Below are 25,292 nucleotides of genomic sequence, written 5' to 3' on the forward strand. Positions count from 1 at the left end.
TCCCCCCTCATGGCTCCTCCGAAGGAACACACCGCCACGAAAACGCAGCCACGGTCCAGGCCCGACGTGTGGGACACGGCCCCCTGCCCCGTGATCGTCGTCGACAGGGCCGGAACCGTCGTCGACCTCAACCCGGCCGCCGCCGCACTCCTGGACCGCGCCGTCCCGGGCGGCGCGGTCACCGCGACGCTGCCTGCCTGGCTGGCGCGCGCCCACGAGGAGACGGCCGTGCCCGCCGCCCGCAGGCCCGGCGACGGCCCGGCGGAAGCAGCAGCGCCCCGCTCCTCCTTCCGCGGACGGATCGGCGCGCGGAGCTTCGAGGCGCATCCCGTCCCGCACCCGGACGGCGACGTGGTGTGGTGGCTGGCCGACGACACCGGCCGGCGGTCCGCCGAGGAGGAACTCGCCACGGAGCGGGAGCGGACCACCTTCCTCGCGGAGGCGTCCAACACCCTGCTGGCCTCGCTGAACACCGACCGCTGCATGCAGGTCACCGCGCAGCTCGCCTCCCGGTACCTCGCCGATGCGGCCGTCGTCGTCCTGCCCGCGTCCGGACGGAAGCTGCCCGTGGCGTACGCCGTCGAGGGCGGGGCCGCGGCCCGCGCCACGGTGACGGCGGACCCCGCCCAGGTCCCGGGTCTGAGCGAAGCGCTCCAGGGCTTCCCGCCCGTCCCCTCGCGGTGGATCGACCCCACCTCGCTGCCCGACTGGCTCGTCCCCGAGGGCTTCGGCGGGCCCGTGGGCTCGGCCGCCGTCACCCCCCTGCCCGGCCACGGTGTCCCGGCGGGTGTCCTGGTCCTGCTGCGCGGCGCGGGTTCCGCGGAGTTCAACGAGAACGAGGAGGTCTTCGCGCGGCTGTTCGCCGCACGGGCCGGTGCCGCGCTGTCCGCCGCGCGGCTGTACGCGGAACAGAGCGACATCACGCGCACCCTGATGCGGGATCTGCTGCCGCCCTCGCTGTACCGGGTGAACGGGGTCGAGTTCGCCGGTGGCTACCAGCCGGCCGCCGCACGGGACCGGGTGGGCGGCGACTTCTACGACGTGCACCCCGGCAGCACCTCCGAGGACGCGTCGCTCGCGGTCCTCGGCGACGTGTGCGGGAAGGGCCTGGACGCCGCCGTCCTCACCGGGAAGATCCGCAACACGCTCCAGGCGCTGACGCCGATGGAGGGCGACCACGAACGGATGCTGCGGCTGCTCAACGGGGCGCTCCTGAACTCCCACCACACGCGCTTCGCGACCCTGGTGCTGGCGTCGGTCCGCCGGGAGGAGAGCCGGGTGCGCCTGCGCCTCACCTCCGCCGGCCACCCCGCCCCGCTGGTGATCCGGAACGACGGCCGGGTCGAGGAGGTCGACACCCGGGGGACCCTCGTCGGGGCGCTGCCCCACATCGAGGCTCGCACCGTGGAGACCGACCTCCTCCCCGGTGAGACGTGCCTGCTCTACACCGACGGCGTCACCGAGGCGCGCGGCGGCCCCCTCGGCGACGAACTCTTCGGCGAGGAGCGGCTGATGCGCGCGGTGTCGGAGTGCGCCGGCATGCCGGGCACGGCGGTCGTCGAGCGCGTCCAGATGCTCGCGTCCCAGTGGCTGCACGACGGCAGACACGACGACATGGCGCTCGTCGCGATCACCGCCCCGCCGACCACCCACCTGAGTGCGGTGGACGGCCACACCCGGGGCAGGTACACGGCATGAGCACACACACTCCTGTCGCGCCCCGGACGCGCGACCTCCAGGACCGGCTGTGGGAGGCGGTGGCCGACCGGAACGAACACGCCGCCGCCGCGGTGGTCCTCACCGCCGTGGACGACGGGATCGACCCGGAGACGGCGCTGCTCGACGTCATCGCCCCCGTACAGGCCCGGGTCGGCGCCGAGTGGGCGGCCAACCGCCTCGGCGTGGCGCAGGAGCACGCGGCCAGCGCCATCGCCGAGCGGGTCATCGCCGCACTCGCCCACCACCCGGGCGTGCGCACCGCCCCGCGGCTGGGGCGGGTCACCGTGGCCTGCGTGGACCAGGAGTGGCATGTGCTGCCGGCCCGTCTGCTGGCCGAGGTGCTCACCCTGCGCGGGTGGCAGGTCGACTTCCTCGGCGCCCAGGTGCCCACGCCGCACCTCATCGCGCACCTGCACAGCCACGGAGCCGACGTGGTCGCGCTGTCCTCGTCGATACCCACCCGGCTGCCGGCCGCGCACGCGGCGATCACCGCCTGCCAGGCCGTGGGAGTGCCGGTGCTGGTGGGCGGGGCGGCCTTCGGGCCCGACGGCCGGTACGCACGCCTGCTGGGCGCCGACGCCTGGGCGCCCGACGCGCGCTCCGCGGCGCGCCGCGTGGCCGACGGCATCGCGGTTCCCGCGCCCCTCACCGGCAGGCAGCAGCAGGACGGCCTGCCTCACCTCGCCGACCAGGAGTACACCCTCGTCGTGCGCAGCAGGCCGCAGCTGGTGCGGGAGGTGCTCGCGCGGCTGGAGAGCCGCTTCCCCGAGGCCGCGGGCTACACGGAGCAGCAGCGCGAGCACACGGCCCAGGACATCGCCCACATCGTCGAGTACCTGGGCGTGGCCCTGTACGTGGACGACGACGAGCTGTTCACCCGCTTCCTGACCTGGACCGCGGGCATCCTGGAGGCCCGGCGGGTCCCGGCGGTGTCCTTGCGGCCCGTCCTCGACGTCCTGGGGGTGGAGCTCAAGGACTTCCCCCGGTCCACCCGGCTGCTCGACCGCGCGCACACCGTCCTGGACGCCTTCCTGGCCACTGCTCACCACCCGGGAGTCCATGGATGACCGACCGATCCCGTCCACCGCTCACGCTGGCGGTCGAAGCCGGGCCCGGAGCCGTACGGCTGAGCCTCGTCGGTGACCTGGACTACGACACCGGCGAGCAGCTCGTGGAGCGCGCCGAGGAGTGCCTCGCCGGCGATCCGGGCCTGCGCGACCTCTTCCTGGACTGCGGTCGGCTGCGGCTGTGCGACTCGACGGGGCTCTCCAGCCTCCTGCTGATCCACCGCGGCACGTCGTCCCGCGGTGTGGCACTGCACCTGGAGAACCCGCCCGCCTTCCTCCGCAAGATCCTCGACGTGACCGGGACCGCCGGTCTCTTCACCCTGGAAGGGGCCGCCCGGCAGGCCGAGCAGGCGGAGCAGACGGAGGACGGGCCGCCGCCGGGCGGAGCCCGGTACGAGGCCGTACGGCCTCCGGCCCCTTCCGGCTGAGGCGACGGCGCGCCCGCGAGGCGTCAGGAATCGGTTGGCGGCGCGCCGACGGCTGCGTCGAGCGAGGGATAGCTGCGGAGCACCTGGTCGACCCCCGCGGTCCGCAGGAGCCGCGTGAGGGCCGGCCCCGGTGCGGCGATGCGCAGGTCGGTCCGCTGGTGCGTGTCGATCAGGAGGCCGAGGAACGACGAGTCCGCGAAGGTGACGGCGGACGCGTCCACCACGACCGCCCGGTACCCCGCCGCGGCCTGCCACAGGGCGATGAAGAGGGGGTCGATGCTGTCCGAGTCGAGATCGCCCTGGGCACGTACGACCCAGCAACCGCGGATCTCGGCTTCGGACGCCACCACGGGCGGGCCGGCCGGGGTGGCGTTGTCGGAGGGCTCGCGGACCATGCGGGGATTATGCCAACTGCCCACACCCGGGCGCACGGACGTCCCCGCCACGGGGGAAGGCGGGTCTCGTGCGCCGCGTGGGCGCCCCGTGGACGGCAAGCCGCTCAGGCGAGGGCGACCAGCGCGACGATGTGCTTGCCGCCGGGGAGGTACGTGACGGAGACCCGCTTGGCCAGCCGGCGCACCAGCAGCCATCCGTAGCCGCCGACGGAGGCGACGCCCGGATCGCGCTTCTCGGTGACCGGCGCCTGCGTACTGGCGTCGGCGACGGTGAGGAGGAGCCCGTCGTCGGTGATCTCCGCGGCGAACCCCGTGAGTCCTCCGCCGTGCCTGACCGCGTTGGTCACCAGCTCCGACGTCACCAGGAGGGCGTCGGCCACCACCACATCGGCCGGTCCCTCCCCGCCCATCCCGCAGAACTGCGCCTCCAGGAGCTGGGTGACGATGTCCCGGGCGGCAGCCGCGTTCCGCGGTACGGAGGGCAGAGGGGCGGTGCCCGCCGGCCGTTCCCGGGCGGGCGGGCTGACGGCCTCCTCCGGCCCATCGGCCGGATTCGTACCGTTCCGCAGTGCTTCTCGTTCCCCGTCCATTACCTTCTGCGCCTGCCCGGCAGGGCTCCGGTCACACTCCCCGGAGGAGGAACGACTGCCGGACGCCGTGGTCCGGGGCCGGTCAGCATGTGAGCGCCGCGTCCACCGTGTCGGCGAACGTGAAGGCACCGAGCGTGCCCGAAACCTCGAAGAGCCGGCGCACGCCGGTGCCCAGCGGCCCGGCCAGCACCAGACGCACCCCGGCCGCGTCGTGGTGGCGCTGGGCGTTCAGCAGGGCGTGCAGCCCGGTCGAGTCGGCGAATTCCAGCCGGGACAGATCGGCCACGGTCAGCCGCCCGCCGCGCCCGGCGGCCTCCTCCAGGGCTTCGGTCAGCCCCGAGGGCTCCGACCATCCGTCCAGGGATCCCCGGACACGGACCAGCACGACACCGTCGTCCGCGGCCTCCACGACCACACGCAGTTCATCCGCCGTCATGCGTCATATGTTCCTACACCGGTGGAAGCCGGAGGAAGGTGGTCCCCACCTTTCCCCCGCGGCCCGCCCCGGAACGGGGAGACCCGGCTCAGGGCCACACCAGGCAGTACGCCTGGTGGCCGGCGTCGTGCAGCCGGTGGGAGAAGTCCTGCCACTCGTGGAGCAGCTGGTAGACGTTGAAGGCGTCGCGCGGGCCGCCGCGGTCGGGGACCGTGGACCAGATGAAGGCCGCCGCGCCGACCGACTCCTCGCCGACGTCCCGCAGCGGGTCGACCACGGTCATCGGCAGCTTGACCACCGCGTAGTCGGGATGGAGCACGACCAGCTCCAGCGGGGGGACCTTGTGCAGGGGTATGCCCTGTATGCCGGTGAGGACCATGGCCGCCACCGTCTCGGGCTTGATCTTGCTGAACATGCCGCCCATACCCAGCTCGTCGCCGCCCAGCTCCTCGGGACGCATCGAGATGGGCACACGTGCGGCGGTGGCCCCGTCAGGGGCACCGAAGTATTTGTAGGTCACCCCCACCCGTCCACTGCTCCTGCTCCCGGAACCATCGGTACCACCCGCCCGGACGTCCCGTACGTGCTCGGCCCGATCGTCCCGTACACGCTCGGCCTCGCGCCGGTGCCGCCCTCGCCGGGCAGGCTCGGGCCCCAGGTCGTCGGTCCCTTCGCCCACTCCGCCACCGCGATGCATATCTCATCCACCCGACTACTTCTTAGGAGACACAGCCCCGCCGCGCAACCCGATCATCATCAGTGACCTCCCCCACGGGCGTGCGGTGAAACACCTGTCCGCAAGACCGTCGACGCCTCTGACACCATGGCATGTGTGAGCTTTCCCTATGACGACTCAGTTTCGCAGACGCGAGGAGACTGACGCCCTTTCGTTGTACGAGCCTCATACGGGGAGAGCGCGCTCCCTGCTCACCGGCTGCCGGGAATTCCGGCCAGGCCCCCCGAATCCCGAATCGCAGATCAGGACCAAAGTGGCGTATTCATACGAAGCCCCAGTTTCGCAGACGCTTTTCGACCGCGCGTCCCTCGTGACGCCCGGCGGCGTGAACTCCCCCGTGCGTGCCTTCCGGGCCGTGGGCGGTACGCCCCGGTTCATGGTGTCCGGTACGGGTCCGTACCTCACCGACGCCGACGGCCGTGAGTACGTCGACCTCGTGTGTTCGTGGGGGCCGATGATCCTCGGCCACGCGCACCCCGAGGTCGTCGCGGCCGTCCAGGACGCGGTGGCCCGGGGTACCTCGTTCGGTACGCCCGGTGAGGGCGAGGTCGCGCTCGCCGAGGAGATCGTCGCCCGGATCGAGCCCGTGGAGCAGGTGCGGCTGGTGTCGTCCGGCACCGAGGCGACCATGTCCGCGATCCGGCTCGCCCGCGGGTTCACCGGGCGCGCCAAGGTCGTGAAGTTCGCCGGGTGCTACCACGGCCACGTCGACGCGCTGCTGGCCGCGGCCGGATCCGGGGTCGCCACCTTCGGCCTGCCCGACACGCCCGGCGTGACCGGCGCCCAGGCGGGCGACACGATCGTGCTGCCGTACAACGACCTGGAGGCCGTGCGCGCCGCGTTCGCCGCGCAGCCGGGTGAGATCGCCTGCGTGATCACCGAGGCGTCGCCGGGCAACATGGGTGTCGTGCCGCCGCTGGACGGCTTCAACGCCGGACTGAAGGAGATCTGCGCGGCCAACGGCGCGCTGTACATCTCCGACGAGGTGATGACCGGCTTCCGTACGTCGAAGGCCGGCTGGTACGGCGTCGACGGGGTGCGGCCCGACCTGATGACCTTCGGCAAGGTCATGGGCGGCGGCTTCCCGGCCGCGGCCTTCGGCGGCCGGGCCGACGTGATGGCGCACCTGGCCCCCGCCGGCCCCGTCTACCAGGCCGGCACCCTCTCCGGGAACCCGGTCGCCACCGCCGCGGGCCTCGCCCAGCTGCGGCTGCTCGACGACGCGGCGTACGCGAAGGTCGACGAGGTCTCCGCCGAGCTGCGGGCCCTGGTCGGCGAGGCGTTCACCAAGGAGGGCGTCGCCCACACGGTGTCGGCGGCGAGCAACATGTTCTCCGTGTTCTTCACCGACGAGCCCGTCCGGAACTACGAGGACGCGAAGAAGCAGGAAGCCTTCCGCTTCACCGCGTTCTTCCACTCGATGCTGGAGCAGGGTGTGTATCTGCCGCCGTCCGCCTTCGAGTCCTGGTTCGTCTCCACCGCCCACGACGCGCGGGCCGTCGAACGGATCGCCGCCGCGCTGCCCGCCGCCGCCCGCGCCGCATCGGAGGCCACCGCATGAGCGAGCACACGGACCAGGACATCACCGTCGTCCACCTGATGCGCCACGGTGAGGTGCACAACCCGGAGGGCGTGCTCTACGGGCGCCGGGCCGGCTACAGCCTCTCGGACCTCGGGCGCCGGATGGCCGACCGGGTCGCGGAGCACCTGGAGAAGCGCGACATCACCCACGTCGTCGCCTCCCCGCTGGAGCGGGCCCAGGAGACGGCCACGCCGATCGCGAAGTCGCACAGCGTGGAACTGGCCACGGACGAGCGCCTCATCGAAGCCGCCAACGTCTTCGAGGGCAAGACCTTCGGTGTCGGTGACGGCGCGCTGCGCAAGCCCGCGAACTGGAAGCACCTCACCAACCCGTTCAAGCCGTCCTGGGGCGAGCCGTACGTCGAGCAGGTCGTACGGATGATGGGAGCCCTGGACGCGGCGCGTGACGCCGCCCGTGGGCACGAGGCGGTCTGCGTCAGCCACCAGCTGCCGATCTGGATCGTGCGCAGCTTCGTCGAGCGGCGCAGGCTGTGGCACGACCCGCGCAAGCGGCAGTGCACCCTGGCCTCGCTGACGAGCTTCACCTACCAGGGCGACACGATCGTCTCCGTCGGGTACACGGAGCCGGCCCGGGACCTGGTGCCCGCGCATCTGCTCGCGGGTGCGAAGCCGGTCAAGGGGGAGTCCAAGGCGTTCGGGGCCTAGCCGCCCGCACGCTTCGGGCCGGCCCCGCACACCGCCGTTCTGTATGTCATGTGCAGCACCTGTAAGGGTCTGTTCACGTGACAACTTTTGTGATTATCAGCGGAACCGTCGTGTTGATTTCCTCATCTAAGCCATCGCCAGTTTGTATGGCCTTGAGGTAATACGACCGCAGATGGGGACGCTATGCGTGAAATCAAGCGAAGGGGCCTGCTCGGGGCCGGACTCGGAGCCGCAGCCGCACTGTCGATGACGGGCTGCGGCTCCCTCGGTTCCTCCGACGGCGGCCGCCCGGATCCCGAGAAGACGCCCAAGGGCGGTAAAGGGACCCACGGGAATGGCGGGGGGCCTCCCGGAAAACAGGTCCGGCTGATCGGCGACGGCTCCACGGCCGACACCGGAAAGCAGCCGAATCAGCCCACCGCCCCCGTCCCCCTCGAAGCCGGTCAGACGCCTCCGCAGTTCGTGATCTTTTCCTGGGACGGGGCGGGGGAGGTCGGCAACGGGCTCTTCCCGCGTTTTCTCGAACTCGCCAGGGAGCACGACGCGGCGATGACCTTCTTCCTCTCCGGGCTCTACGTGCTGCCCGAGTCGAAGAAGTCCCTCTACCGCCCGCCCAACAACCCCCGGGGCGCCTCGGACATCGGCTATCTCACCGACGACCACGTGAAGCAGACCCTGAAGTACGTCCGCCAGGCATGGCTCGACGGGCACGAGATCGGAACCCACTTCAACGGGCATTTCTGCGGTGGTTCCGGATCGGTCGGCGACTGGACGCCCGCGCAATGGCAGAGCGAGATCGACCAGGCGGTCTCGTTCGTCACCGAATGGCGGACGAACACCGGCTGGCAGGATCTCGACCCGCTGCCGTTCGACTACCGCAAGGAACTGGTCGGGGGGCGCACGCCCTGCCTGCTCGGCCAGGACAATCTCCTGCCCACCGCGAAGCAGCTGGGCTGGCGCTACGACGCGAGTTCGCCCGGCGGCACCCAGATGTGGCCCGAGAAGCGCATGGGCGTCTGGGACCTTCCGCTCCAGGGCATTCCCTTCCCGGGCCACACCTTCGAAGTCCTCTCCATGGACTACAACATCCTCGCCAACCAGTCGAAGAATTCGACCAACGGCATGCCCTCGCGCTATCCGGGGTGGCGCACCCAGGCCACCGAGGCGTACATCGCCGGATTCGACCGCGCCTACGAGACGAATCGCGCGCCCTTCTACATCGGAAACCACTTCGAGGAGTGGAACGGCGGAATCTATATGGACGCCGTGGAGGACGCGCTCAAACACATCGCGGGCAAGCCGGATGTGCGCCTCGTCTCCTTCCGCCAGTTCGCCGACTGGCTCGACGTGCAGGATCCCGCGGTGCTCGCGAAGCTCCGTACGCTCCAGGTGGGACAGGCTCCCGACGGCGGCTGGAACGCCTTCTTTAATCAGGCCTGACAAGGGGCTTTACGGGCACCGAGGGGGGTGCGCAAGATCCCCGGAACTGCCATGCGAAACTTTTCACATGAGCTCTGGCCGCGCACTCCGACGCCGCTCCACCCTGCTGGCCGCCACCGCTGTGGCCGGCGCGCTCACCCTGTCCGCGTGCAGTGGTGACGGCACACGGGCGGGCGGCGGCGGCAACACGAACTTCGTGACCGGCAGCGGTGGCATCTCCACCGTCGCCAAGGGCGAACGCACCGACGCGCCGAAGCTCGACGGCACCACGCTGGACGGCAAGGCCCTCGACATCGCCGACTACAAGGGCAAGATCGTCGTCCTGAACTTCTGGGGATCGTGGTGCGGCCCCTGCCGCGCCGAGGCCAAGCACTTCGAGAAGGTGGCGAAGGCGACCGAGGCCCAGGGCGTCCAGTTCGTCGGGGTCAACACCCGCGACGCCCAGAAGTCCCTCGCGGTCAGCTTCGAGGAGGACTTCGGGATCACCTACCCGAGCCTCTACGACCCGACCGGGAAGCTGCTCCTGCGCTTCCCGAAGGGCACGCTCAACCCGCAGGCCATCCCGTCGACGGTGATCGTCGACCGGGACGGCAAGCTCGCCGCCCGTTCGCTCGCCGCGCTCGACGCCACCAAGCTCCGCGAGATGATCGACCCGCTGGTCGCCGAGAAGTGACTCCGGTGCTCGAACTGGCCGCGGTCGCCGGCGGAAACGCGACGGTCGCCGACGGGGCCCTCATAGTGGCTCTGCCCATCGCGCTGCTCGGCGGTCTCGTCTCCTTCTTCTCGCCGTGCGTCCTGCCGCTGGTGCCCGGCTACCTCAGCTACGTCACCGGGGTCAGCGGCGCCGACCTCGCCGAGCGGCGGCGGGGCAGGACCGTCGCCGGTGCCTCGCTCTTCGTCCTCGGCTTCACCGTCGTCTTCGTGTCCGGCGGCGCGCTCTTCGGCTTCTTCGGCCAGACGCTCCAGGAGTACAGCGGGACGCTCTCCAAGGTCCTCGGCGTGCTGATGATCCTCATGGGGATCTTCTTCATGGGGCTCATGCCCTGGATGACGCAGCGCGAGTTCCGCATCCACAGGAGGCCGGTGACCGGCCTGACGGGCGCACCGCTGCTCGGCGCGCTCTTCGGGATCGGCTGGACCCCCTGCCTGGGCCCGACCCTCGCCTCCGTCAACGCCCTCGCGTTCGACCAGGCGACCGCGGGCCGCGGGGCGGTCCTGTCCGTCGCGTACTGTCTCGGCCTCGGTGTCCCCTTCGTCCTGGCGGCCCTCGCCTTCCGCCGGGCGCTCGGCGCGTTCGGCTGGGTCAAGCGCCACTACGCATGGGTGATGCGGATCGGCGGCGGCATGATGATCGTGACCGGGCTGCTCCTGCTGACGGGCGCCTGGGACGCGCTCATCCAGGAGATGCAGGCCTGGTCCAACGGCTTCACTGTAGGGATCTGAGTCCATGAGCAACACGCACACCACGGACGAACGCGACCTCGGCCGGGCCGGGGAGCAGCTCTCCACCGCCCCGCGCGAGGAGTCCGCCTCCTCCGTCCCCGCCATGGGTGTCATCGGCTGGGCCCGGTGGTTCTGGCGCCAGCTCACCTCCATGCGGGTCGCCCTGATCCTGCTCTTCCTGCTGTCGCTCGGCGCCGTCCCCGGCTCGCTGATCCCGCAGAACAGCGTGGACGAGCTGAAGGTGCAGACCTTCAAGGAAGCCCACACCACGGTCACCCCCCTCTACGAGAAGCTCCAGTTCTTCGACGTCTACAGCTCGGTGTGGTTCTCCGCGATCTACATCCTGCTGTTCGTCTCGCTGATCGGCTGCATCGTCCCGCGCACCGGCCAGTTCGTCGGCCAGCTGCGCAGCCGCCCGCCCGGCGCCCCGAAGACCCTGACCCGGCTGCCCGCCTACACGACCTGGCGCACCGACGCCGGCCCCGAGCAGGTCCGTGAGGCCGCGCTGCGCATCCTGCGCAAGCGGCGCTTCCGCTCGCACGAGGCCGGGGACGCGGTGGCCGCGGAGAAGGGCTATCTGCGCGAGACCGGGAACCTGCTCTTCCATATCGCGCTGATCGTCATGCTCGTCGCGTTCGCCGGCGGGCAGCTCTTCAAGTCCGAGGGCGGCAAGCTGGTCGTCGAGGGCGACGGCTTCGCCAACACGATCACCCAGTACGACGACTTCAAGTCCGGCTCGCTCTTCGACAACGACGACCTCGCTCCGTTCAGCTTCGACCTGGAGGACTTCGTCGGGACGTACGAGCGCAACGGACCCCAGCGCGGCACGCCCCGGACCTACGAGGCCCGCGTCACGTACTCCGAGGGCGCGGACGGCAAGCCGAAGAAGAAGGTCATCGAGGTCAACAAGCCGCTCGTCGTCGACGGCACCAAGGTCTACCTCAACGCGCACGGCTACGCACCGGTCATCTCCGTCAAGGACGGCAGGGGCAAGGAGGTCTACCGGAGCGCCGTGCCCCTGCTGCCCATCGACAACAACGTCACCTCGACCGGCGCGATCAAGGTGATGGACGGGTACAAGGACGCGTCCGGCACGAAGGAACAGCTCGGCTTCCAGGCCTTCTTCGTCCCGACGTTCGCCGGTGACGGCCAGGGCACGATGTTCTCGCAGTACCCCGGCGCCGACTATCCGGTCCTCGCGCTGAACGGCTTCTACGGCAGCCTCGGCGTCGACTCGGGACTGCCGCAGAACGTCTACCAGCTCGACACGTCCAAGATGAAGGAATTCAAGGACAGCAACGGCGACAAGCTCAAGAAGCGGCTGCGCCCCGGCGAGACCATGAAGCTCCCCGACGGCGCGGGCTCGATCACCTTCGAGAGCGTCGAGGAGTGGGCGAGCTTCCAGATCTCCCGTCAGCCCGCCGCGGGCTGGGCCCTCGGCGGCGCCGTCGCCGCCATCCTCGGCCTCGCCGGTTCGCTCTTCATCCAGCGCCGCCGGGTGTGGGTCAGGGCCGTGCGGGGAGCGGACGGCGTCACCGTCGTCGAGATGGCGGGCCTGGGCCGCAGCGAGTCCGCGAAGCTCCCCGAGGAGCTGGGCGACCTCGCGGTCGCCCTCCACAGCGAGGCGCCCACGGCGCCCGCTCCAGAACCCCAGCCGCACCAACCCGCCGAAGAACCTGCCGAAGGGGCTGAGAAGTGAATCTCGCCGCCGCAACCAACGAGAATCTGGCGAATGCCAGCAACACGCTGATCTATTCGTCGATGGCCGTCTACACCCTGGCCTTCTTCGCGCACATCGCGGAGTGGGTGTTCGGCAGCCGGAGCAAGGTCGGCCGTACGGCCGCCGCGCTCAAGCAGGACACGGCCACCGGTCCGGCGGTGGAGGTGCAGGTCGCGCAGAAGGGCGGCACCGCCGTCCTGGAGCGCCCCAAGGTCGTCACGCGTTCCGCGGCCGGGACCCGCGACGTCCCCGACGGCCCCGGCGCGGCCGGCGGCACCTTCAAGGGCGACCTCTGGGGGCGGATCGCGGTCTCCCTGACCGTCGTCGCCTTCGCCGTTGAGGCGGGCGGCGTCGTCGCGCGCGCCCTGTCGGTGCAGCGGGCCCCCTGGGGCAACATGTACGAGTTCTCGATCACCTTCTCCACCGTGGCGGTCGGGGCCTACCTGATCCTCCTGGCCCTGCGGAAGAACGTCCGCTGGATCGGCCTGCTCCTGGTCACCACCGTCCTGCTGGACCTCGGCATCGCGACCACCGCGCTGTACACCGACAGCGACCAGCTGGTCCCGGCGCTGCACTCCTACTGGCTGTGGATCCACGTCTCCACCGCCATCATCTGCGGTGCGGTCTTCTACCTCGGCGCTGTCGGCACGCTGCTCTACCTGTTCCGCGACAGCTACGAGAACAAGATCGCGAACGGCGGCACGCCCGGGAAGTTCGCCACCTCCGTCCTGGAGCGGCTGCCCGCCGCGAAGACGCTGGACACCTTCTCGTACCGCGTCAACGCCGCCGTCTTCCCCCTGTGGACGTTCACGATCATCGCGGGGGCGATCTGGGCGGGCGACGCCTGGGGCCGCTACTGGGGCTGGGACCCCAAGGAGGTCTGGTCCTTCATCACCTGGGTCGCCTACGCCTGCTACCTGCACGCCCGTGCGACGGCCGGCTGGAAGGGGCGCAAGGCGGCCTACCTGGCGCTGATCGCCTTCGGCTGCTGGCTCTTCAACTACTACGGCGTGAACATCTTCGTCACCGGCAAGCACTCCTACGCCCAAGTCTGACCGGTACACCCGGGTACGACGGGAGGGCGCGACCGACACCGGTCGCGCCCTCCCGTCGTCGTGTGGGCGGTCAGCCGAGCGGGGTGTCCAGAACCGCCTTGCGGTGGCTGAACGTCTCCAGGGAGTACCGGCCGTGGTAGTTCCCCATGCCGCTCTCGCCGACTCCGCCGAACGGCAGGTCCGACACGGTCAGATGGGCGAGCGGCAGCCCGAGGCCCACCCCGCCGGACGAGGTCTCGGCCAGCAGCCGCTCCCGCACGGCGGGGTTCTGCGTGAACGCGTAGAGCGCCAGCGGCTTGTCCCGGTCGTTGATGAAGCCGATGGCCTCGTCGAGGCCGCCGACCGTCACGATCGGCAGCACGGGGCCGAAGATCTCCTCGCCCATCACGGGGGCGTCGGGTGCGACGTCGGCCAGCACGGTCGGTGCGATGTACTTCGCGGAGCGGTCGTGGCTTCCTCCCGTCACCGTGCGGCCGGAGCCGAGGAGGCCCACGAGCCGGTCGAAGTGACGCTCGTTGACGATCCGGCCGTACTCCGGGTGGTCCGAGGGGTCCGGCCCGAAGAGGGACTCGACCGCCGCGGCGAGGGCGTCGGCCAGGGCGGGGGCCGTCTCCGGGTCGGTCAGGACGTAGTCGGGGGCGACGCACGTCTGGCCGGCGTTGAGGAACTTCCCTGCGGCGAGCCGGGCGGCCACCGTCCTCAGGTCCGTGTCGCGGTCGACGAAGACGGGCGACTTGCCGCCCAGTTCGAGGGTGACCGGTGTGAGGTGCCGGGCGGCGGCCGTCATCACGATGCGGCCGACGGTGCCGTTGCCGGTGTAGAAGATGTGGTCGAACCGCTCGGCGAGCAGCGCGGTGGTCTCCGGGATCCCGCCCTCCACCACGGTGACCGTGTCGCCGTCCAGGTACGCGGGCAGCAGCCGGGCCAGGGCGGCGGAGGTGGCGGGGGCCAGCTCGCTCGGCTTCGCGACCACGGTGTTGCCCGCGGCGAGTGCTCCGGCGACCGGCGCGAGCAGCAGCTGCACCGGATAGTTCCAGGGCGCGATGACGAGGACGACGCCGAGCGGGTCCTGCACGGTGCTCGCCGTGGCCTTCGCGAGGGCCGCCGGGACGGGGGCCGGCTCGGGGCGCAGCCACTCCGCGAGGTGCTCCAGGGTGTGGTCGATCTCGCGGACCGTGAAGTCGATCTCGGTCCGGTAGGACTCCTTCCGGCTCTTGCCCAGGTCGGCGCGGAGCGCCTCGGCCAGCTCGTCACCCCGCTCGGTGAGCAGGGCGCGGAGCCGTGTCAGCCGGTCCGTGCGCCAGGTGAGGTCCCGCGTGCGTCCCGTGCGGAAGGCCGCGCGGAGCCGCGCGACGACGTCGGCGGGGGTCTCCCGCGCGGGTGCGGCGGCGCTCACAGGGCCGCCATGATCTCGCGGGCCAGCTGCTCGGACGAGGCGGGGTTCTGGCCGGTGTGCAGATTGCGGTCGTGCACGGTGTGCACCGCCCACGGCTCGGCCGCGGCGTAGTCGGCGCCGAGCTCGGTGAGGCGGCTCTCCAGCAGCCAGGGCGCCTTGGCGGCGAAGCCGGCCTGGGTCTCCTCGGCGTTGCTGAAGCCCGTCATGCGGTAGCCGGCGAACGGCCAGCTGCCGTCCTCGCGGCGGGCGGCCAGCAGGGCGGCGGGCGCGTGGCACAGGACGCCCACCTGGGTGCCGGAGTCGAGCGCGGCGGTCAGCAGCCGTCCGGACACCTCGCTGACGGCCAGGTCCTCCATGGGGCCGTGGCCGCCGGGGTAGAAGACGATGTCGTACGAGGTGGGCACGACGTCCTCGAGCCGGGCGGGGATGCGGAGCGTCTCGTCGATCGAGGCGAGGTACGAGGCCACGGCGTCGGCCTGCTCCTGGCCCCCGTTGGCCTCGGCGGCCAGGCTGCCGGCGTCCACGGTGGGGGCGACTCCGCCCGGGGTGGCGACGGTGATGTCGAAGCCGGCCTGGGTGAAGACGCGGTGCGGGGCGGCGAGTTCCTCGGCCCAGAAGCCGGTGGGGTGGGCGGTGCCGTCGCTGAGGGTCCAGTGGTCGGCACCGGTGAGGACGAAGAGTACGGAGGGCATGGGGGGTGCTCCCTACGAGACGCGGGACGTAAGACGCGTGAACCTGAAGCTTGATATGCTCAAGCAATACCCTTCATGTAACGGGTCAAAGTTGAGCATGTCAAATGAATGCGGGTGCGTGGCGGACCGGGTCCGGGCCTCCGGGCCGCGCGTACCGATCGAAGGATGACCGACCATGACGAAGGAACCGGCACCCCGCGCCGTCCCTACGCCGGACGAACTTCTGGAACCCCTCGCCGTGGTCGTCCGCGGCCACCACGACGACCTGACCGCCGTCGCGGGCCGCCACGGTCTGAGCACCTCGCAGGCCCGGGCGCTGATCGCCCTCAACCAGCCCATGCCCATGAGCGCGCTGGCCAGTCATCTGGTGTGCGACGCCTCCAACGCGACCGGGCTGATCGGCCGTATGGAGGCCCGCGGCCTGGTGACCCGCACCCCGGCGCCCGGTGACCGCCGCTCCAAGGTGGCCGCCCGCACCGAGGAGGGCACCGAGCTGGCGCATCGCATCCGTGCCGAGATGCGCGTGGTGCACGGCGCCCTGGAGGCCCTCACCCCCGAGGAGCGCACGGCGCTGCTCCCCCTGCTCGACCGGCTCGGGCGGCTGCTGTCCCCGTGAGCCCGGGGGATCCGCGGGCTCACCCGCGGGGCACGGACGGCATCAGGAGGCCGTCGGCGGAGCCGTGTCCTCGGGACCGGCGCCGCTCTCCCGGCGCTTGATCTCCTCCTCGCGGCGGCGCAGGTCCGCCTCCCAGTCCTTCAGGAGCGCCTCGTCCCTCGTGCTCCCGTCCTGCTCGCCCTCGCCCTTCTTCCCCTCTTCCTTCAGCGACTTGAGGAAGTCCGGGTTGTCGTCGGGGGCGACCCACGCGGTGCGGTTCCCGCGGTGCCACTCCGAGGGCGTCCGGCCGCCCGCGGGTACGGCGCGCACCTTCCCGGCGGCGAGCCAGACGATCGGGCCGACGACCCAGAACAGCAGGATGATGAAGACCCAGGCCACCTTCGGCAGGTGCTTGGCCTCGTCCTCCGGGGTGTTCAGGCAGTCGATGAACGCGAAGATCGTCAGCGCCAGCGGCAGGAGGTAGATCAGGGCCCTGAGCATCGTGCAAGATCCCCCGAGGTGAGGTGAGGGGCGCACGGACCGCCCCCGCTGTCGGGCCCAGGGTAGCGGGTGTCCGATACTTGACCGTATGGCTTACGACGATCTTCGCTCCCTGCTCCGAGCTCTGGAGCGCGAGGGCGATCTCAAGCGCATCAAGGCCGAGGTCGACCCGTATCTGGAGGTCGGCGAGATCGTCGACCGGGTGAACAAGGCCGGCGGGCCGGCCCTGCTCTTCGAGAACGTCAAGGGGGCGTCCATGCCCCTGGCCATGAACGTCTTCGGGACCGACCGGCGGCTGCTCAAGGCGCTCGGGCTGAAGTCCTACGCGGAGATCAGCGACAAGATCGGCGGCCTCCTCAAGCCGGAGCTGCCGCAGGGGTTCGTCGGGATCCGCGAGGCGTTCGGGAAGCTCGGCGCCGTGACGCACCTCCCGCCGAAGAAGGTGAAGTCCGACAGCGCCCCGGTCCAGGAGGTCGTCCTCACCGGCGACGACGTGGACCTCGACCGGCTGCCCGCGCTCTTCACCTGGCCCGAGGACGGCGGATCCTTCTTCAACCTGGGCCTCACGCACACCAAGGACCCGGAGACGGGCATCCGCAACCTCGGGCTCTACCGGCTGCAGCGCCACGACAAGCGCACCATCGGGATGCACTGGCAGATCCACAAGGACAGCCGCAACCACTACCAGGTCGCCGCCCGGCGCGGGGAGAAGCTGCCCGTCGCCATCGCGTTCGGCGCACCGCCCGCGGTCACCTACGCCTCCACCGCACCCCTGCCCGGGGACATCGACGAGTACCTCTTCGCCGGCTTCGTCCAGGGCAAGCGGATCGAGATGGTCGACTGCAAGACGGTCCCGCTCCAGGTCCCGGCCCAGGCCGAGGTCGTCATCGAGGGCTGGCTGGAGCCGGGCGAGATGCTGCCCGAGGGCCCCTTCGGTGACCACACCGGCTTCTACACCCCGCAGGAACCGTTCCCCGCGCTGAAGATCGACTGCGTGACCATGCGGAAGCGTCCGCTGCTCCAGTCCATCGTCGTGGGACGGCCGCCCACCGAGGACGGTCCGCTGGGCCGGGCCACCGAGCGGTTCTTCCTGCCGCTCCTCAAGATCATCGTGCCGGACATCGTGGACTACCACCTCCCCGAGGCGGGCGGCTTCCACAACTGCGCGATCGTCTCGATCGACAAGAAGTACCCCAAGCACGCCCAGAAGGTCATGAGTGCCATCTGGGGAGCGCACATGATGTCGCTGACCAAGCTCATCGTCGTCGTGGACTCCGACTGCGACGTCCACGACCTGCACGAGGTCGCCTGGAGGGCGCTCGGGAACACCGACTACGCCCGTGACCTGATGATCACCGAGGGCCCGGTGGACCACCTGGACCACGCCTCCTACCAGCAGTTCTGGGGCGGGAAGGCGGGCATCGACGCCACGCGCAAGCTCCCCGAGGAGGGGTACACACGGGACGGGGGCTGGCCGGAGATGGTCGAGTCCGACCCGGAGACGGCGGCGAAGGTCGACCGCCGGTGGAAGGAGTACGGCCTGTGAGTGCCTCAGCATCGGCCGCCGCTGTCCCGCAGCCGCGCAGCAAGCCCCGGGCGTTCCTGCGGCTGGTGATGATCGAGCACTCGGTCTTCGCGCTGCCCTTCGCCTACATCGGCGCGCTCACCGCGATGTTCCAGCTCGACGGGAACATCCACTGGGGGACGCTGCTGCTCGTGACCCTCGCGATGGTCGGGCTGCGGACGTTCGCGATGGCGGCCAACCGGATCATCGACCGGGAGATCGACGCCCGTAACCCGCGGACGGAGGGCCGGGAGCTGGTCACCGGCGCGGTCACCGTGAGGTCGGCGTGGACGGGCGCGCTCGTCGCCCTCGTCGTCTTCCTGGGAGCCGCGGCCCTGCTCAACCCGCTCTGCCTGGCCTTGGCGCCGGTCGCCGTCGTCCCGATGATCGTCTACCCGTACGGCAAGCGGTTCACGAACTTCCCGCACGCGATCCTGGGCCTCGCCCAGGCGATCGGACCGATCGGCGCCTGGCTGGCGGTGACGGGGAGCTGGTCGTGGGACGCGGTGATCCTCGGTCTGGCCGTCGGCATCTGGATCGGCGGCTTCGACCTGATCTTCGCCTGCCAGGACGTGCAGGCCGACCGGGCGCACGGAGTGCTCTCGTTCCCCGCCCGCTTCGGCATCCCGGCCGCCCTGTGGGGTGCTCGGGTCTGCCACGTGGTGACGACCGGACTGCTGGTGTGGTTCGGGCTGGCGACGGACGCGGAGATCTTCTACTGGATCGGCATGGTGATCGTCGCCGTCGCCTTCGTGTACGAGCACCGGGTCGTACGGCCGCACGACCTGTCCCGCCTGAACCGGGCGTTCTTCTCGGTCAACGGCTTCATCGGGATCGCGCTCTTCGCCTGTGCGCTCCTCGACCTGCTGGTGCGGGGCCTCACACCGTGACGTAATTCTGCGGCTCCCGGTGGCGGCGGAGGACGAACGCCGCCGCCACCCCGCCGGCCAGGCCGAAGAGATGGCCCTGCCAGCTGATGCCGGAGTCGGTCGGCAGCACGCCCCAGAGCAGGGAGCCGTAGACCGTGGCGACGATCACGCCGACGGCGATGTCCAGGGGGCGCCGGTCCACGAAGCCGCGGACCAGCAGATAGCCGAAGAGGCCGAAGACCACACCGGACGCGCCGAGCGTGACCGTGTCCGGCGGCGCGGTGAGCCAGACGCCGAGGCCGGACGTCACGATCACCACGAGGACCACGGCGGCGAACCTGCGTATCCCGCCGAGGGCGGCGATGAAGCCGAGGACCAGCAGCGGGACGCTGTTGGACGCCACGTGCTCCCAGCCGCTGTGCAGGAACGCGGCCGGCACGACGTCCGCAAGCTCGGCGGGCTCGCGCGGGCTGACGCCGTAGGTGTCGAGGGAGTGGCCCGTCGCCGTGTCGATGCCTTCCAGCACCCACAGCAGCGCGACCCAGGCGATCATGACCACGCCGGCCGTGACGGCCCGTGCGGTGGCGCCGGTGCGTGTGACCGCCATGGTCGTCCCCTGTCCGTGGGTGTTCGCTCACCGATGGCAACGTGCGGAGCCCCTGGCTCGGTTCCTGTGACGGCACGCCGGATAGGCTCGGCGGTGTGAGAGCCGGGACTTCGATGAGTCAGCAGCAGCGCAGGCCTTGGATTGTCGGGGTGTCGGGCGCATCGGGCACACCCTTCGCGGCTTCCGTGCTGCGGGGGCTGCTGGACGCCGGGGAGAGCGTCGACCTGGTGGTCAGCCGCGCCTCGCGGCTGACGCTCCTGGACGAGACGGGAATCGCCTTCCGCGACGCCCACTGGCAGGAGGACCTGCGGAGCTGGCTCGCGCGGGGTGCGGACGGCACGCCGGACGCCTTCCGGCCCGACGTCGACGGTGTGCGCCACTGGGCGGCCGGCGACCTGGCGGCGGGGCCGTCCTCGGGGTCGTACCCGGCGAAGGGGATGCTCATCGTCCCGGCCTCGACGGCGTGTGTCGCCGGGGTGGCGCTCGGTCTCTCGAAGGACCTGCTCCAGCGGGCGGCGAGCGTGACGCTCAAGGAGCGGAGGAAGCTGGTCGTCGCCGTGCGCGAGACGCCGCTCAGCGGCTCGACGCTGAAGCAGATGGTCGCGCTCGACGAGGCGGGCGCCGTGGTGCTGCCCGCCTCACCGGCGTTCTACGCGGGGGCGACGCACATCCAGGACCTGGTGGACTTCGTCGCGGGGCGGGTGCTGGACGCGGCGGGAGTGCCGCACCAGCTGTACCGCCGGTGGGAGGGGGAGCTCGGTGGCGCCTCCCGTGGCTGACCCGGTGGGGTCAGCGCTTCTTCCTGCCCATGCGCGGGGTGCGGGTCCGGTCGACACGGTGGGCGGCGGCGGGCTGGTGGGCACGCGAGCGGTTGGCCAGGTCCTGCAGCTCGCGCATCCGGGCGTAGGCCATCTCGATCGAGTACACGGTGACTGTCACTCCTGAAGATTCGAATGCTTTTTTTGGATGATGAGAAAGATTTACAGGGCTTGACCCTGTTGTGCCTTAGATTCTACACGTAAACTCGCGGTACTGCTGAACAATGGAAGGTTTCAGTCATATGGACGCGGTGGACAGGCAGCTCATCCAGGCCCTCAGAGAGAACGGCAGGGCCTCGTACGCCGAGCTGGGGCGGCTCGTCGGGCTCTCCGGGCCCAGCGTCACCGACCGCATCAACCGGCTGGAAACCGCCGGTGTCATCACCGGCTACCGCGCAACCGTCGACTCCGCCTCGCTGGGACTCGGTGTCACCGCGCTGATCGGCATCTCGCTCTCGGACGCCGCCGACCACCAGGACGTCGCGCACCGTCTGAAGGACCTCGCCGAGATCGAGGACTGCTGGTTCATCGCCGGCGACGACTCCTACATGCTCAAGGTGCGGGTCGGCGACGTGGACGGGCTGGAGAAGACCATCCGCAGGCTCAGCGGCACCAAGGGCGTCTCCCGGACCCGTACGACGGTCGTGCTCTCCACCAAGTGGGAGAACCGGGTCGGGGAGCTCCCCGAGGAGGAGTGACGGGGAGCGGCGGTGGGGGTGCCGTGACCAGGGACGCGGGGGAGTACCGTGGGCTGCCGGATCCGTTGCAGAGAGACATGGGAGGCGCCCTAGTGGACGCGGGACTCAAGCGCGAGCTGGAGGAGAAGGTCCGGGCCGGCGAGCGGCTGACCCGCGAGGACGGGATCGCGCTCTACGAGTCCGACGACCTGGCCTGGCTCGGCGGGCTGGCCCACGAGGTGCGCACGCGGAAGAACGGCGACGTCGTCCACTTCAACGTCAACCGCCACCTCAACATGACCAACGTGTGCACCGCGTCCTGCGCGTACTGCTCGTTCCAGCGCAAGCCGGGCGAGAAGGACGCGTACACGATGCGCATCGAGGAGGCCGTCCGTCTCGCCAAGGCGATGCAGGGCGAGAACCTCACCGAGCTGCACATCGTCAACGGGCTGCACCCCACCCTTCCGTGGCGCTACTACCCGCGCTCGCTCAGCGCGCTCAAGGAAGCCCTGCCGGAGGTGGCACTCAAGGCGTTCACGGCGACCGAGATCCACCACTTCGAGACGATCTCCGGGCTCTCGGCCTCCGAGATCCTCGACGAGCTGATCGAAGCCGGTCTGGAGTCGCTGACCGGCGGTGGCGCGGAGATCTTCGACTGGGAGGTCCGCCAGCACATCGTCGACCACAACACCCACTGGGAGGACTGGTCGCGCATCCACCGTCTCGCGCACGAGAAGGGTCTCAAGACCCCGGCGACGATGCTGTACGGGCACATCGAGGAGCCCCGTCACCGCGTCGACCACGTGCTGCGGCTGCGGGAGATGCAGGACGAGACCGGCGGTTTCCAGGTCTTCATCCCGCTGCGCTACCAGCACGACTTCGTGGACATGAAGGACGGCAAGGTCCGCAACACGCTCCAGGCGCGGACGTCGATGGCGACCGGCGCGGAGGCGCTCAAGACCTTCGCGGTCTCCCGGCTGCTCTTCGACAACGTCCCGCACGTCAAGGTGTTCTGGGTGATGCACGGCGTGCAGACGGCGCAGCTCGCCCTCCAGCACGGCGCCGACGACATGGACGGCTCGGTCGTCGAGTACAAGATCACGCATGACGCGGACGACTACGGCACCCCGAACAAGCTCGGCCGCGAGGACCTGCTGGACCTCATCCGCGACGCCGGCTTCCGGCCCGTCGAGCGCAACACCCGGTACGAGATCCTGCGCGAGTACCCGGGCCCGGACGCCGGCCGCCGTGAGACGCCGCAGCCGATGCGCGTCTGAGGTCCGGCGCCCGCCCGTTGCGGGCGCCCGGTGTCCCGCTGTACGAAAGCCCCGGCCTGCCGTCCCCCGGCCGGGGCTTTCTCGCGTGGTGGACGCGGTTTGAAGCAGGTCCCAGGTAATAGTTAATCTGCGTGTATGGCGCTTACATTCGAAGTGGATCCCGCGTTCGGCCGAGCTCTGCGGGACGGCATCACCGCGCTCTGGGTCGACGTCAGCAACGCCGGCGGAGCCGTCGGTTTCGTCCCGCCCGTCACCGGTGACGTGATCCGCCCGGAGCTGGTCAAGCACCTCGCCGGGATCGCCGAGGGCCGCACCCACCTGATCGTGGGCCGGGACGAGGACGGCACGGTGGCCGCCACCGCCTTCCTCACCCACAACACCCACCGGCTCATGCGTCACTGGATCGGCGTCTACACGGTGATGGTCCACCCGCGCCACCAGGGCAAGGGCTACGGCCGCGACCTGATGGCGGCGACGGCCGACGCCGCCCGGGGGATCGAGGGCATCGGCGCCATCCGGCTCACCTGCCGGGGCGGCACCGGCGCCGACCGCTTCTACGCCTCCTGCGGATACAAGGAGGTGGGCCGGGTGCCGGACGCCATCCGGGTCGCCGAGGACGACTACCGCGACGACATCATCATGCTGCTCCCGCTGCACCGGTAGGGGTCCCGGCGGGGGCCCGCGGGGGCCCGTGGGCAGGTCCGCCGGAAGTGCTGGCGGGGCGGCGGTGGGGAACCCTGCGAACTGATCGAATTCGGGGCATGCTTCACTGGTCGGGCAGGACCCATGCCGCACCGCAGGAACGTCGGACGTAGAGAGAAGGCCAGCCGTGTCCGCTGCCAAGCCGAGCGCAACGATCCGGTACACCGCCATGCGCGTGCTGATTTTCGTCGGCTGCTTCTTCGTCGCCGGGGTGGCGGTCCACTTCGGCGTGCTCCCCTCCGGCGTCGGCGGCTCCAACGTCGTCTGGGTCATCCTCCTCGGCCTGCTGCTCTCCGCGCCCCTCAGCTTCGTCCTGCTGCGGAAGCAGCGCGACGAGATGTCCGAGCAGATCATCTCCTCGGTCGACCGCACCAAGGCCAGGCTCGAGGCGAACCGCACCCGCGAGGACGGCGTCACCCAGTAGGCGCCGCGTAAGGTTCCTCACACCCGCAGCCCGCAGGCACGAAGCCCCGGACCGGAGCAGCCGCTCCCGTACCGGGGTTTCGGCGTGTCCGGGGGTCGGCCCACAAAGATGATCAAGAAGCGGACCTTTGAGGTTCTCAAAGTTGCAGTGTTAATGTATTCGACATGAAGACAGCTGTGCGCACCCACCACGCCCTGGGCGTCCCGCTCGTGGTGCGCCTGCATGTCGATCTCTGCCGCTGTATGTCCGCGGTCTGTTGCCGCAACGTCTGAACCGGCATCATGCAGCGGCGCCGCCCCTGACGCGGGCGCCGCACCCCCGTCCCCCTGTTCGACCGCACGACCGTACGTCTGTCCTCGTACGTCCCGATGCGTCACATCTGGAGTGTGTCCGTGTCCGCGAATTCCGCGCCCCCCGCAGAGACCGAAGCCGGTAAGCCGTCCGGTTCCGGCTTCCGCCTGCCCGGCATCCCGTTCTGGGTGCAGATAGTCGCCGGTCTCGTCCTCGGCGTCCTGCTCGGCTGGATCACCCGCAGCTACGAGATCGGCTGGCTCTACACCACCCTCGACCAGGTCGGCCACATCTTCGTCCAGCTGCTGAAGCTGGCCGTCGCGCCCCTCGTCTTCTTCGCGATCCTGGTGTCGATCACCAACCTGCGCAAGGTCAACAACGCCGCCAGGCTCGCCACCCGCACGCTGCTCTGGTTCATGATCACCTCTCTGATCGCCGTCGCCATCGGCCTCGCGATCGGCCTGATCACCAACCCGGGCTCCGGCACCGGCCTCACCCCGAAGGACGGCGCCAAGCCCGAGAGCGCGGGCTCCTGGCTGGACTTCCTCACCGGCATCATCCCCACCGACGTCATCACGCCCTTCACCGAGCTGAACGTCCTCCAGATCGTCTTCATGGCGGCCGTCGCCGGCATCGCCGCCCTCCAGCTCGGTGAGAAGGCCAAGCCGATCCTCACCCTCAGCGAGTCGATCCTGGAGCTCCTCCAGAAGGCCCTGTGGTGGGTCATCCGCCTCGCCCCGATCGGCACCGTCGGCCTCATCGGCTACGCGATCGCCGACTACGGCTGGGACCTGATCGGCAAGTACGCGACGTTCACCGCCGACGTCTACATCGGCTGCGCCCTGGTGCTCTTCGGCGTCTACCCGCTGCTCCTCGCCACGGTCGCCAAGGTCAGCCCGGTCCAGTTCTTCAAGGGCGCCTGGCCCGCGATCCAGCTGGCCTTCGTCTCCCGCTCCTCGGTCGGCACGATGCCGGTCACCCAGCAGGTCACCGAGCGCCTCGGCGTCCCGAAGGAGTACGCCTCCTTCGCCGTCCCCTTCGGCGCCACGACCAAGATGGACGGCTGCGCCGCGATCTACCCGGCGCTGGCGGCGATCTTCATCGCGCAGATCTTCGACGTCCAGCTGGGCATCGGTGACTACATCCTGATCGCGTTCGTCTCGGTCATCGGCTCGGCGGCCACCGCCGGCCTCACCGGCGCCACGGTCATGCTGACCCTCACCCTGTCGACCCTGGGTCTCCCGCTGGAGGGCGTGGGCCTGCTGCTGGCCATCGACCCGATCCTGGACATGATGAGGACGGCGACGAACGTCGCGGGACAGGCTCTGATCCCGGTGATCGTCGCGGCACGCGAGAAGATCCTCGACCACGACATGTACAACTCGGCGTCGTCCTCCCCGGTCGACGGCCCCGAGGTGCACGACGCGGAGCAGCCGAAGGGTGTTCCCGTCGCGGCCTGACCCCTCCCGACGTACGCAGGGCGGCGCCCCCGGACCTCTGTCCGGGGGGGGCGCCCCGCGGGGGGGGCCGGGGCCGGGGGGGGGGGGCGACCCCCGGGGTGTGGCGGGGCCCGCCCCGCCCGGGAGACGGGGGGCCGCCCCAG

Annotated in this window: 28 protein-coding genes; 19 read left to right on the forward strand and 9 right to left on the reverse strand. The window is 70.6% G+C overall.

The window, feature by feature from the left end; all coding sequences use genetic code 11:
* Nucleotides 1-9 precede the first annotated feature (9 nt).
* Genes ACFC51_RS22685 through ACFC51_RS22695 form a run of 3 tightly spaced genes read left to right on the forward strand, consistent with a single transcriptional unit; the run spans nucleotide 10 to nucleotide 3,214 of the window.
* Nucleotides 10-1,698, forward strand: coding sequence for a SpoIIE family protein phosphatase (locus ACFC51_RS22685; RefSeq protein WP_376376192.1), 1,689 nt, complete (start codon nucleotides 10-12; stop codon nucleotides 1,696-1,698).
* Nucleotides 1,695-2,786, forward strand: coding sequence for a B12-binding domain-containing protein (locus ACFC51_RS22690; RefSeq protein ID WP_376530493.1), 1,092 nt, complete (start codon nucleotides 1,695-1,697; stop codon nucleotides 2,784-2,786). The genes ACFC51_RS22685 and ACFC51_RS22690 overlap by 4 nt, the downstream gene beginning before the upstream one ends.
* Entirely contained in the window at nucleotides 2,783-3,214 is a 432-nt protein-coding gene (locus ACFC51_RS22695; RefSeq protein WP_376530495.1) for an STAS domain-containing protein, read from the forward strand. The genes ACFC51_RS22690 and ACFC51_RS22695 overlap by 4 nt, the downstream gene beginning before the upstream one ends.
* Before the next feature lie 23 nt (nucleotides 3,215-3,237).
* Here ACFC51_RS22695 and ACFC51_RS22700 read toward each other — a convergent pair whose 3' ends face one another.
* The 4 genes from ACFC51_RS22700 to ACFC51_RS22715 all read right to left on the reverse strand — a co-directional run bounded on the left by ACFC51_RS22700 (nucleotide 3,238) and on the right by ACFC51_RS22715 (nucleotide 5,332).
* Nucleotides 3,238-3,609 carry an STAS domain-containing protein gene (locus tag ACFC51_RS22700; protein ID WP_376530497.1) on the reverse strand — a complete coding sequence of 124 codons (372 nt, stop codon included), beginning with the start codon at nucleotides 3,607-3,609 and terminating at the stop codon, nucleotides 3,238-3,240.
* 104 nt (nucleotides 3,610-3,713) lie between these two features.
* Nucleotides 3,714-4,199 (reverse strand): ATP-binding protein, encoded by a 486-nt coding sequence (locus tag ACFC51_RS22705; protein ID WP_376376184.1) that lies wholly within the window; start codon nucleotides 4,197-4,199, stop codon nucleotides 3,714-3,716.
* A gap of 82 nt (nucleotides 4,200-4,281) precedes the next feature.
* Nucleotides 4,282-4,635, reverse strand: coding sequence for an STAS domain-containing protein (locus tag ACFC51_RS22710; RefSeq protein ID WP_376376182.1), 354 nt, complete (start codon nucleotides 4,633-4,635; stop codon nucleotides 4,282-4,284).
* Nucleotides 4,636-4,723: 88 nt separating this feature from the next.
* Nucleotides 4,724-5,332 (reverse strand): hypothetical protein, encoded by a 609-nt coding sequence (locus ACFC51_RS22715; RefSeq protein WP_376376180.1) that lies wholly within the window; start codon nucleotides 5,330-5,332, stop codon nucleotides 4,724-4,726.
* A 292-nt stretch (nucleotides 5,333-5,624) separates the two neighbouring features.
* Here ACFC51_RS22715 and hemL point away from each other — a divergent pair, with 292 nt between their 5' ends.
* The 7 genes from hemL to ccsB all read left to right on the forward strand — a co-directional run bounded on the left by hemL (nucleotide 5,625) and on the right by ccsB (nucleotide 13,276).
* On the forward strand, nucleotides 5,625-6,932 hold the full coding sequence (hemL, locus tag ACFC51_RS22720; protein ID WP_376376178.1) for a glutamate-1-semialdehyde 2,1-aminomutase: 1,308 nt from the start codon (nucleotides 5,625-5,627) through the stop codon (nucleotides 6,930-6,932).
* On the forward strand, nucleotides 6,929-7,618 hold the full coding sequence (locus ACFC51_RS22725; protein ID WP_376376176.1) for a histidine phosphatase family protein: 690 nt from the start codon (nucleotides 6,929-6,931) through the stop codon (nucleotides 7,616-7,618). Before hemL ends, ACFC51_RS22725 begins: the two co-directional genes overlap by 4 nt.
* 183 nt (nucleotides 7,619-7,801) lie before the next feature.
* Nucleotides 7,802-9,058 carry a hypothetical protein gene (locus tag ACFC51_RS22730; protein WP_376376174.1) on the forward strand — a complete coding sequence of 419 codons (1,257 nt, stop codon included), beginning with the start codon at nucleotides 7,802-7,804 and terminating at the stop codon, nucleotides 9,056-9,058.
* Between the two features lie 67 nt (nucleotides 9,059-9,125).
* Nucleotides 9,126-9,731, forward strand: a complete 606-nt coding sequence (locus ACFC51_RS22735) for a TlpA family protein disulfide reductase (protein WP_376530500.1) — start codon at nucleotides 9,126-9,128, stop codon at nucleotides 9,729-9,731.
* The gene (locus tag ACFC51_RS22740; protein WP_376376170.1) at nucleotides 9,728-10,501 is read left to right on the forward strand and encodes a cytochrome c biogenesis CcdA family protein; all 774 of its coding nucleotides are present in this window, start codon (nucleotides 9,728-9,730) and stop codon (nucleotides 10,499-10,501) included. Before ACFC51_RS22735 ends, ACFC51_RS22740 begins: the two co-directional genes overlap by 4 nt.
* 4 nt (nucleotides 10,502-10,505) lie before the next feature.
* Nucleotides 10,506-12,200 carry a cytochrome c biogenesis protein ResB gene (locus tag ACFC51_RS22745; protein WP_376376168.1) on the forward strand — a complete coding sequence of 565 codons (1,695 nt, stop codon included), beginning with the start codon at nucleotides 10,506-10,508 and terminating at the stop codon, nucleotides 12,198-12,200.
* Nucleotides 12,197-13,276 carry a c-type cytochrome biogenesis protein CcsB gene (ccsB, locus tag ACFC51_RS22750; protein ID WP_376376166.1) on the forward strand — a complete coding sequence of 360 codons (1,080 nt, stop codon included), beginning with the start codon at nucleotides 12,197-12,199 and terminating at the stop codon, nucleotides 13,274-13,276. The genes ACFC51_RS22745 and ccsB overlap by 4 nt, the downstream gene beginning before the upstream one ends.
* Before the next feature lie 70 nt (nucleotides 13,277-13,346).
* Here ccsB and ACFC51_RS22755 read toward each other — a convergent pair whose 3' ends face one another.
* Together ACFC51_RS22755 and ACFC51_RS22760 are read right to left on the reverse strand one after the other, a co-directional pair.
* Nucleotides 13,347-14,672, reverse strand: coding sequence for an aldehyde dehydrogenase family protein (locus ACFC51_RS22755; protein ID WP_376530502.1), 1,326 nt, complete (start codon nucleotides 14,670-14,672; stop codon nucleotides 13,347-13,349).
* Nucleotides 14,669-15,364, reverse strand: coding sequence for a type 1 glutamine amidotransferase domain-containing protein (locus ACFC51_RS22760; protein ID WP_376376162.1), 696 nt, complete (start codon nucleotides 15,362-15,364; stop codon nucleotides 14,669-14,671). The genes ACFC51_RS22755 and ACFC51_RS22760 overlap by 4 nt, the downstream gene beginning before the upstream one ends.
* Before the next feature lie 175 nt (nucleotides 15,365-15,539).
* Here ACFC51_RS22760 and ACFC51_RS22765 point away from each other — a divergent pair, with 175 nt between their 5' ends.
* Nucleotides 15,540-15,980, forward strand: coding sequence for a MarR family winged helix-turn-helix transcriptional regulator (locus tag ACFC51_RS22765; RefSeq protein ID WP_376376160.1), 441 nt, complete (start codon nucleotides 15,540-15,542; stop codon nucleotides 15,978-15,980).
* Nucleotides 15,981-16,022: 42 nt separating this feature from the next.
* Here the strand turns inward: ACFC51_RS22765 and ACFC51_RS22770 are convergent, their stop codons facing one another.
* On the reverse strand, nucleotides 16,023-16,460 hold the full coding sequence (locus tag ACFC51_RS22770) for a PLD nuclease N-terminal domain-containing protein (RefSeq protein ID WP_376530504.1): 438 nt from the start codon (nucleotides 16,458-16,460) through the stop codon (nucleotides 16,023-16,025).
* 88 nt (nucleotides 16,461-16,548) lie between these two features.
* On the opposite strand from ACFC51_RS22770, the gene ACFC51_RS22775 reads away from it, so the two are divergent.
* Both ACFC51_RS22775 and mqnP read left to right on the forward strand, forming a co-directional pair.
* Nucleotides 16,549-18,006, forward strand: coding sequence for a menaquinone biosynthesis decarboxylase (locus tag ACFC51_RS22775; RefSeq protein WP_376376156.1), 1,458 nt, complete (start codon nucleotides 16,549-16,551; stop codon nucleotides 18,004-18,006).
* Nucleotides 18,003-18,914, forward strand: a complete 912-nt coding sequence (gene mqnP / locus ACFC51_RS22780; RefSeq protein WP_376376154.1) for a menaquinone biosynthesis prenyltransferase MqnP — start codon at nucleotides 18,003-18,005, stop codon at nucleotides 18,912-18,914. Before ACFC51_RS22775 ends, mqnP begins: the two co-directional genes overlap by 4 nt.
* On the opposite strand, the gene ACFC51_RS22785 is transcribed toward mqnP, so the two are convergent.
* Nucleotides 18,904-19,500, reverse strand: coding sequence for a rhomboid family intramembrane serine protease (locus ACFC51_RS22785; protein ID WP_376530507.1), 597 nt, complete (start codon nucleotides 19,498-19,500; stop codon nucleotides 18,904-18,906). The two genes, mqnP and ACFC51_RS22785, sit on opposite strands and share 11 nt — an antisense overlap.
* A 113-nt stretch (nucleotides 19,501-19,613) precedes the next feature.
* Between ACFC51_RS22785 and ACFC51_RS22790 the strand changes: the two genes are divergently transcribed.
* Nucleotides 19,614-20,279 (forward strand): UbiX family flavin prenyltransferase, encoded by a 666-nt coding sequence (locus tag ACFC51_RS22790; RefSeq protein ID WP_376530694.1) that lies wholly within the window; start codon nucleotides 19,614-19,616, stop codon nucleotides 20,277-20,279.
* Nucleotides 20,280-20,289: 10 nt separating this feature from the next.
* Here the strand turns inward: ACFC51_RS22790 and ACFC51_RS22795 are convergent, their stop codons facing one another.
* A complete protein-coding gene (locus tag ACFC51_RS22795) occupies nucleotides 20,290-20,439 on the reverse strand; it encodes a hypothetical protein (RefSeq protein ID WP_376376150.1) in 150 nt (49 codons plus the stop codon).
* Nucleotides 20,440-20,560: 121 nt separating this feature from the next.
* Here ACFC51_RS22795 and ACFC51_RS22800 point away from each other — a divergent pair, with 121 nt between their 5' ends.
* The 5 genes from ACFC51_RS22800 to ACFC51_RS22820 all read left to right on the forward strand — a co-directional run bounded on the left by ACFC51_RS22800 (nucleotide 20,561) and on the right by ACFC51_RS22820 (nucleotide 25,149).
* Nucleotides 20,561-21,016 carry an Lrp/AsnC family transcriptional regulator gene (locus ACFC51_RS22800; protein WP_329229967.1) on the forward strand — a complete coding sequence of 152 codons (456 nt, stop codon included), beginning with the start codon at nucleotides 20,561-20,563 and terminating at the stop codon, nucleotides 21,014-21,016.
* A gap of 92 nt (nucleotides 21,017-21,108) precedes the next feature.
* Nucleotides 21,109-22,272, forward strand: coding sequence for an aminofutalosine synthase MqnE (gene mqnE, locus ACFC51_RS22805; protein WP_031098411.1), 1,164 nt, complete (start codon nucleotides 21,109-21,111; stop codon nucleotides 22,270-22,272).
* A gap of 135 nt (nucleotides 22,273-22,407) precedes the next feature.
* The gene (locus ACFC51_RS22810) at nucleotides 22,408-22,935 is read left to right on the forward strand and encodes a GNAT family N-acetyltransferase (RefSeq protein ID WP_376376148.1); all 528 of its coding nucleotides are present in this window, start codon (nucleotides 22,408-22,410) and stop codon (nucleotides 22,933-22,935) included.
* Between the two features lie 166 nt (nucleotides 22,936-23,101).
* A complete protein-coding gene (locus tag ACFC51_RS22815) occupies nucleotides 23,102-23,398 on the forward strand; it encodes a DUF4229 domain-containing protein (protein WP_376376146.1) in 297 nt (98 codons plus the stop codon).
* Nucleotides 23,399-23,790: 392 nt separating this feature from the next.
* Nucleotides 23,791-25,149 (forward strand): dicarboxylate/amino acid:cation symporter, encoded by a 1,359-nt coding sequence (locus ACFC51_RS22820; protein WP_376376144.1) that lies wholly within the window; start codon nucleotides 23,791-23,793, stop codon nucleotides 25,147-25,149.
* Nucleotides 25,150-25,292 lie beyond the last annotated feature (143 nt).

Source organism: Streptomyces sp. NPDC055962 (assembly GCF_042270185.1).
Taxonomy (GTDB): domain Bacteria; phylum Actinomycetota; class Actinomycetes; order Streptomycetales; family Streptomycetaceae; genus Streptomyces.

What these genes read in the sequence shown, in the direction of transcription:
- ACFC51_RS22685 (WP_376376192.1), top strand. Translation starts at nt 10, where the DNA reads ATGGCTCCTCCGAAGGAACACACCGCCACGAAAACGCAGCCACGGTCC.
- ACFC51_RS22690 (WP_376530493.1), top strand. Translation starts at nt 1,695, where the DNA reads ATGAGCACACACACTCCTGTCGCGCCCCGGACGCGCGACCTCCAGGAC.
- ACFC51_RS22695 (WP_376530495.1), top strand. Translation starts at nt 2,783, where the DNA reads ATGACCGACCGATCCCGTCCACCGCTCACGCTGGCGGTCGAAGCCGGG.
- ACFC51_RS22700 (WP_376530497.1), bottom strand. Translation starts at nt 3,609, where the DNA reads ATGGTCCGCGAGCCCTCCGACAACGCCACCCCGGCCGGCCCGCCCGTG.
- ACFC51_RS22705 (WP_376376184.1), bottom strand. Translation starts at nt 4,199, where the DNA reads ATGGACGGGGAACGAGAAGCACTGCGGAACGGTACGAATCCGGCCGAT.
- ACFC51_RS22710 (WP_376376182.1), bottom strand. Translation starts at nt 4,635, where the DNA reads ATGACGGCGGATGAACTGCGTGTGGTCGTGGAGGCCGCGGACGACGGT.
- ACFC51_RS22715 (WP_376376180.1), bottom strand. Translation starts at nt 5,332, where the DNA reads ATGCATCGCGGTGGCGGAGTGGGCGAAGGGACCGACGACCTGGGGCCC.
- ACFC51_RS22725 (WP_376376176.1), top strand. Translation starts at nt 6,929, where the DNA reads ATGAGCGAGCACACGGACCAGGACATCACCGTCGTCCACCTGATGCGC.
- ACFC51_RS22730 (WP_376376174.1), top strand. Translation starts at nt 7,802, where the DNA reads ATGCGTGAAATCAAGCGAAGGGGCCTGCTCGGGGCCGGACTCGGAGCC.
- ACFC51_RS22735 (WP_376530500.1), top strand. Translation starts at nt 9,126, where the DNA reads ATGAGCTCTGGCCGCGCACTCCGACGCCGCTCCACCCTGCTGGCCGCC.
- ACFC51_RS22745 (WP_376376168.1), top strand. Translation starts at nt 10,506, where the DNA reads ATGAGCAACACGCACACCACGGACGAACGCGACCTCGGCCGGGCCGGG.
- ACFC51_RS22760 (WP_376376162.1), bottom strand. Translation starts at nt 15,364, where the DNA reads ATGCCCTCCGTACTCTTCGTCCTCACCGGTGCCGACCACTGGACCCTC.
- ACFC51_RS22765 (WP_376376160.1), top strand. Translation starts at nt 15,540, where the DNA reads ATGACGAAGGAACCGGCACCCCGCGCCGTCCCTACGCCGGACGAACTT.
- ACFC51_RS22770 (WP_376530504.1), bottom strand. Translation starts at nt 16,460, where the DNA reads ATGCTCAGGGCCCTGATCTACCTCCTGCCGCTGGCGCTGACGATCTTC.
- ACFC51_RS22775 (WP_376376156.1), top strand. Translation starts at nt 16,549, where the DNA reads ATGGCTTACGACGATCTTCGCTCCCTGCTCCGAGCTCTGGAGCGCGAG.
- ACFC51_RS22785 (WP_376530507.1), bottom strand. Translation starts at nt 19,500, where the DNA reads ATGGCGGTCACACGCACCGGCGCCACCGCACGGGCCGTCACGGCCGGC.
- ACFC51_RS22790 (WP_376530694.1), top strand. Translation starts at nt 19,614, where the DNA reads ATGAGTCAGCAGCAGCGCAGGCCTTGGATTGTCGGGGTGTCGGGCGCA.
- ACFC51_RS22800 (WP_329229967.1), top strand. Translation starts at nt 20,561, where the DNA reads ATGGACGCGGTGGACAGGCAGCTCATCCAGGCCCTCAGAGAGAACGGC.
- ACFC51_RS22810 (WP_376376148.1), top strand. Translation starts at nt 22,408, where the DNA reads ATGGCGCTTACATTCGAAGTGGATCCCGCGTTCGGCCGAGCTCTGCGG.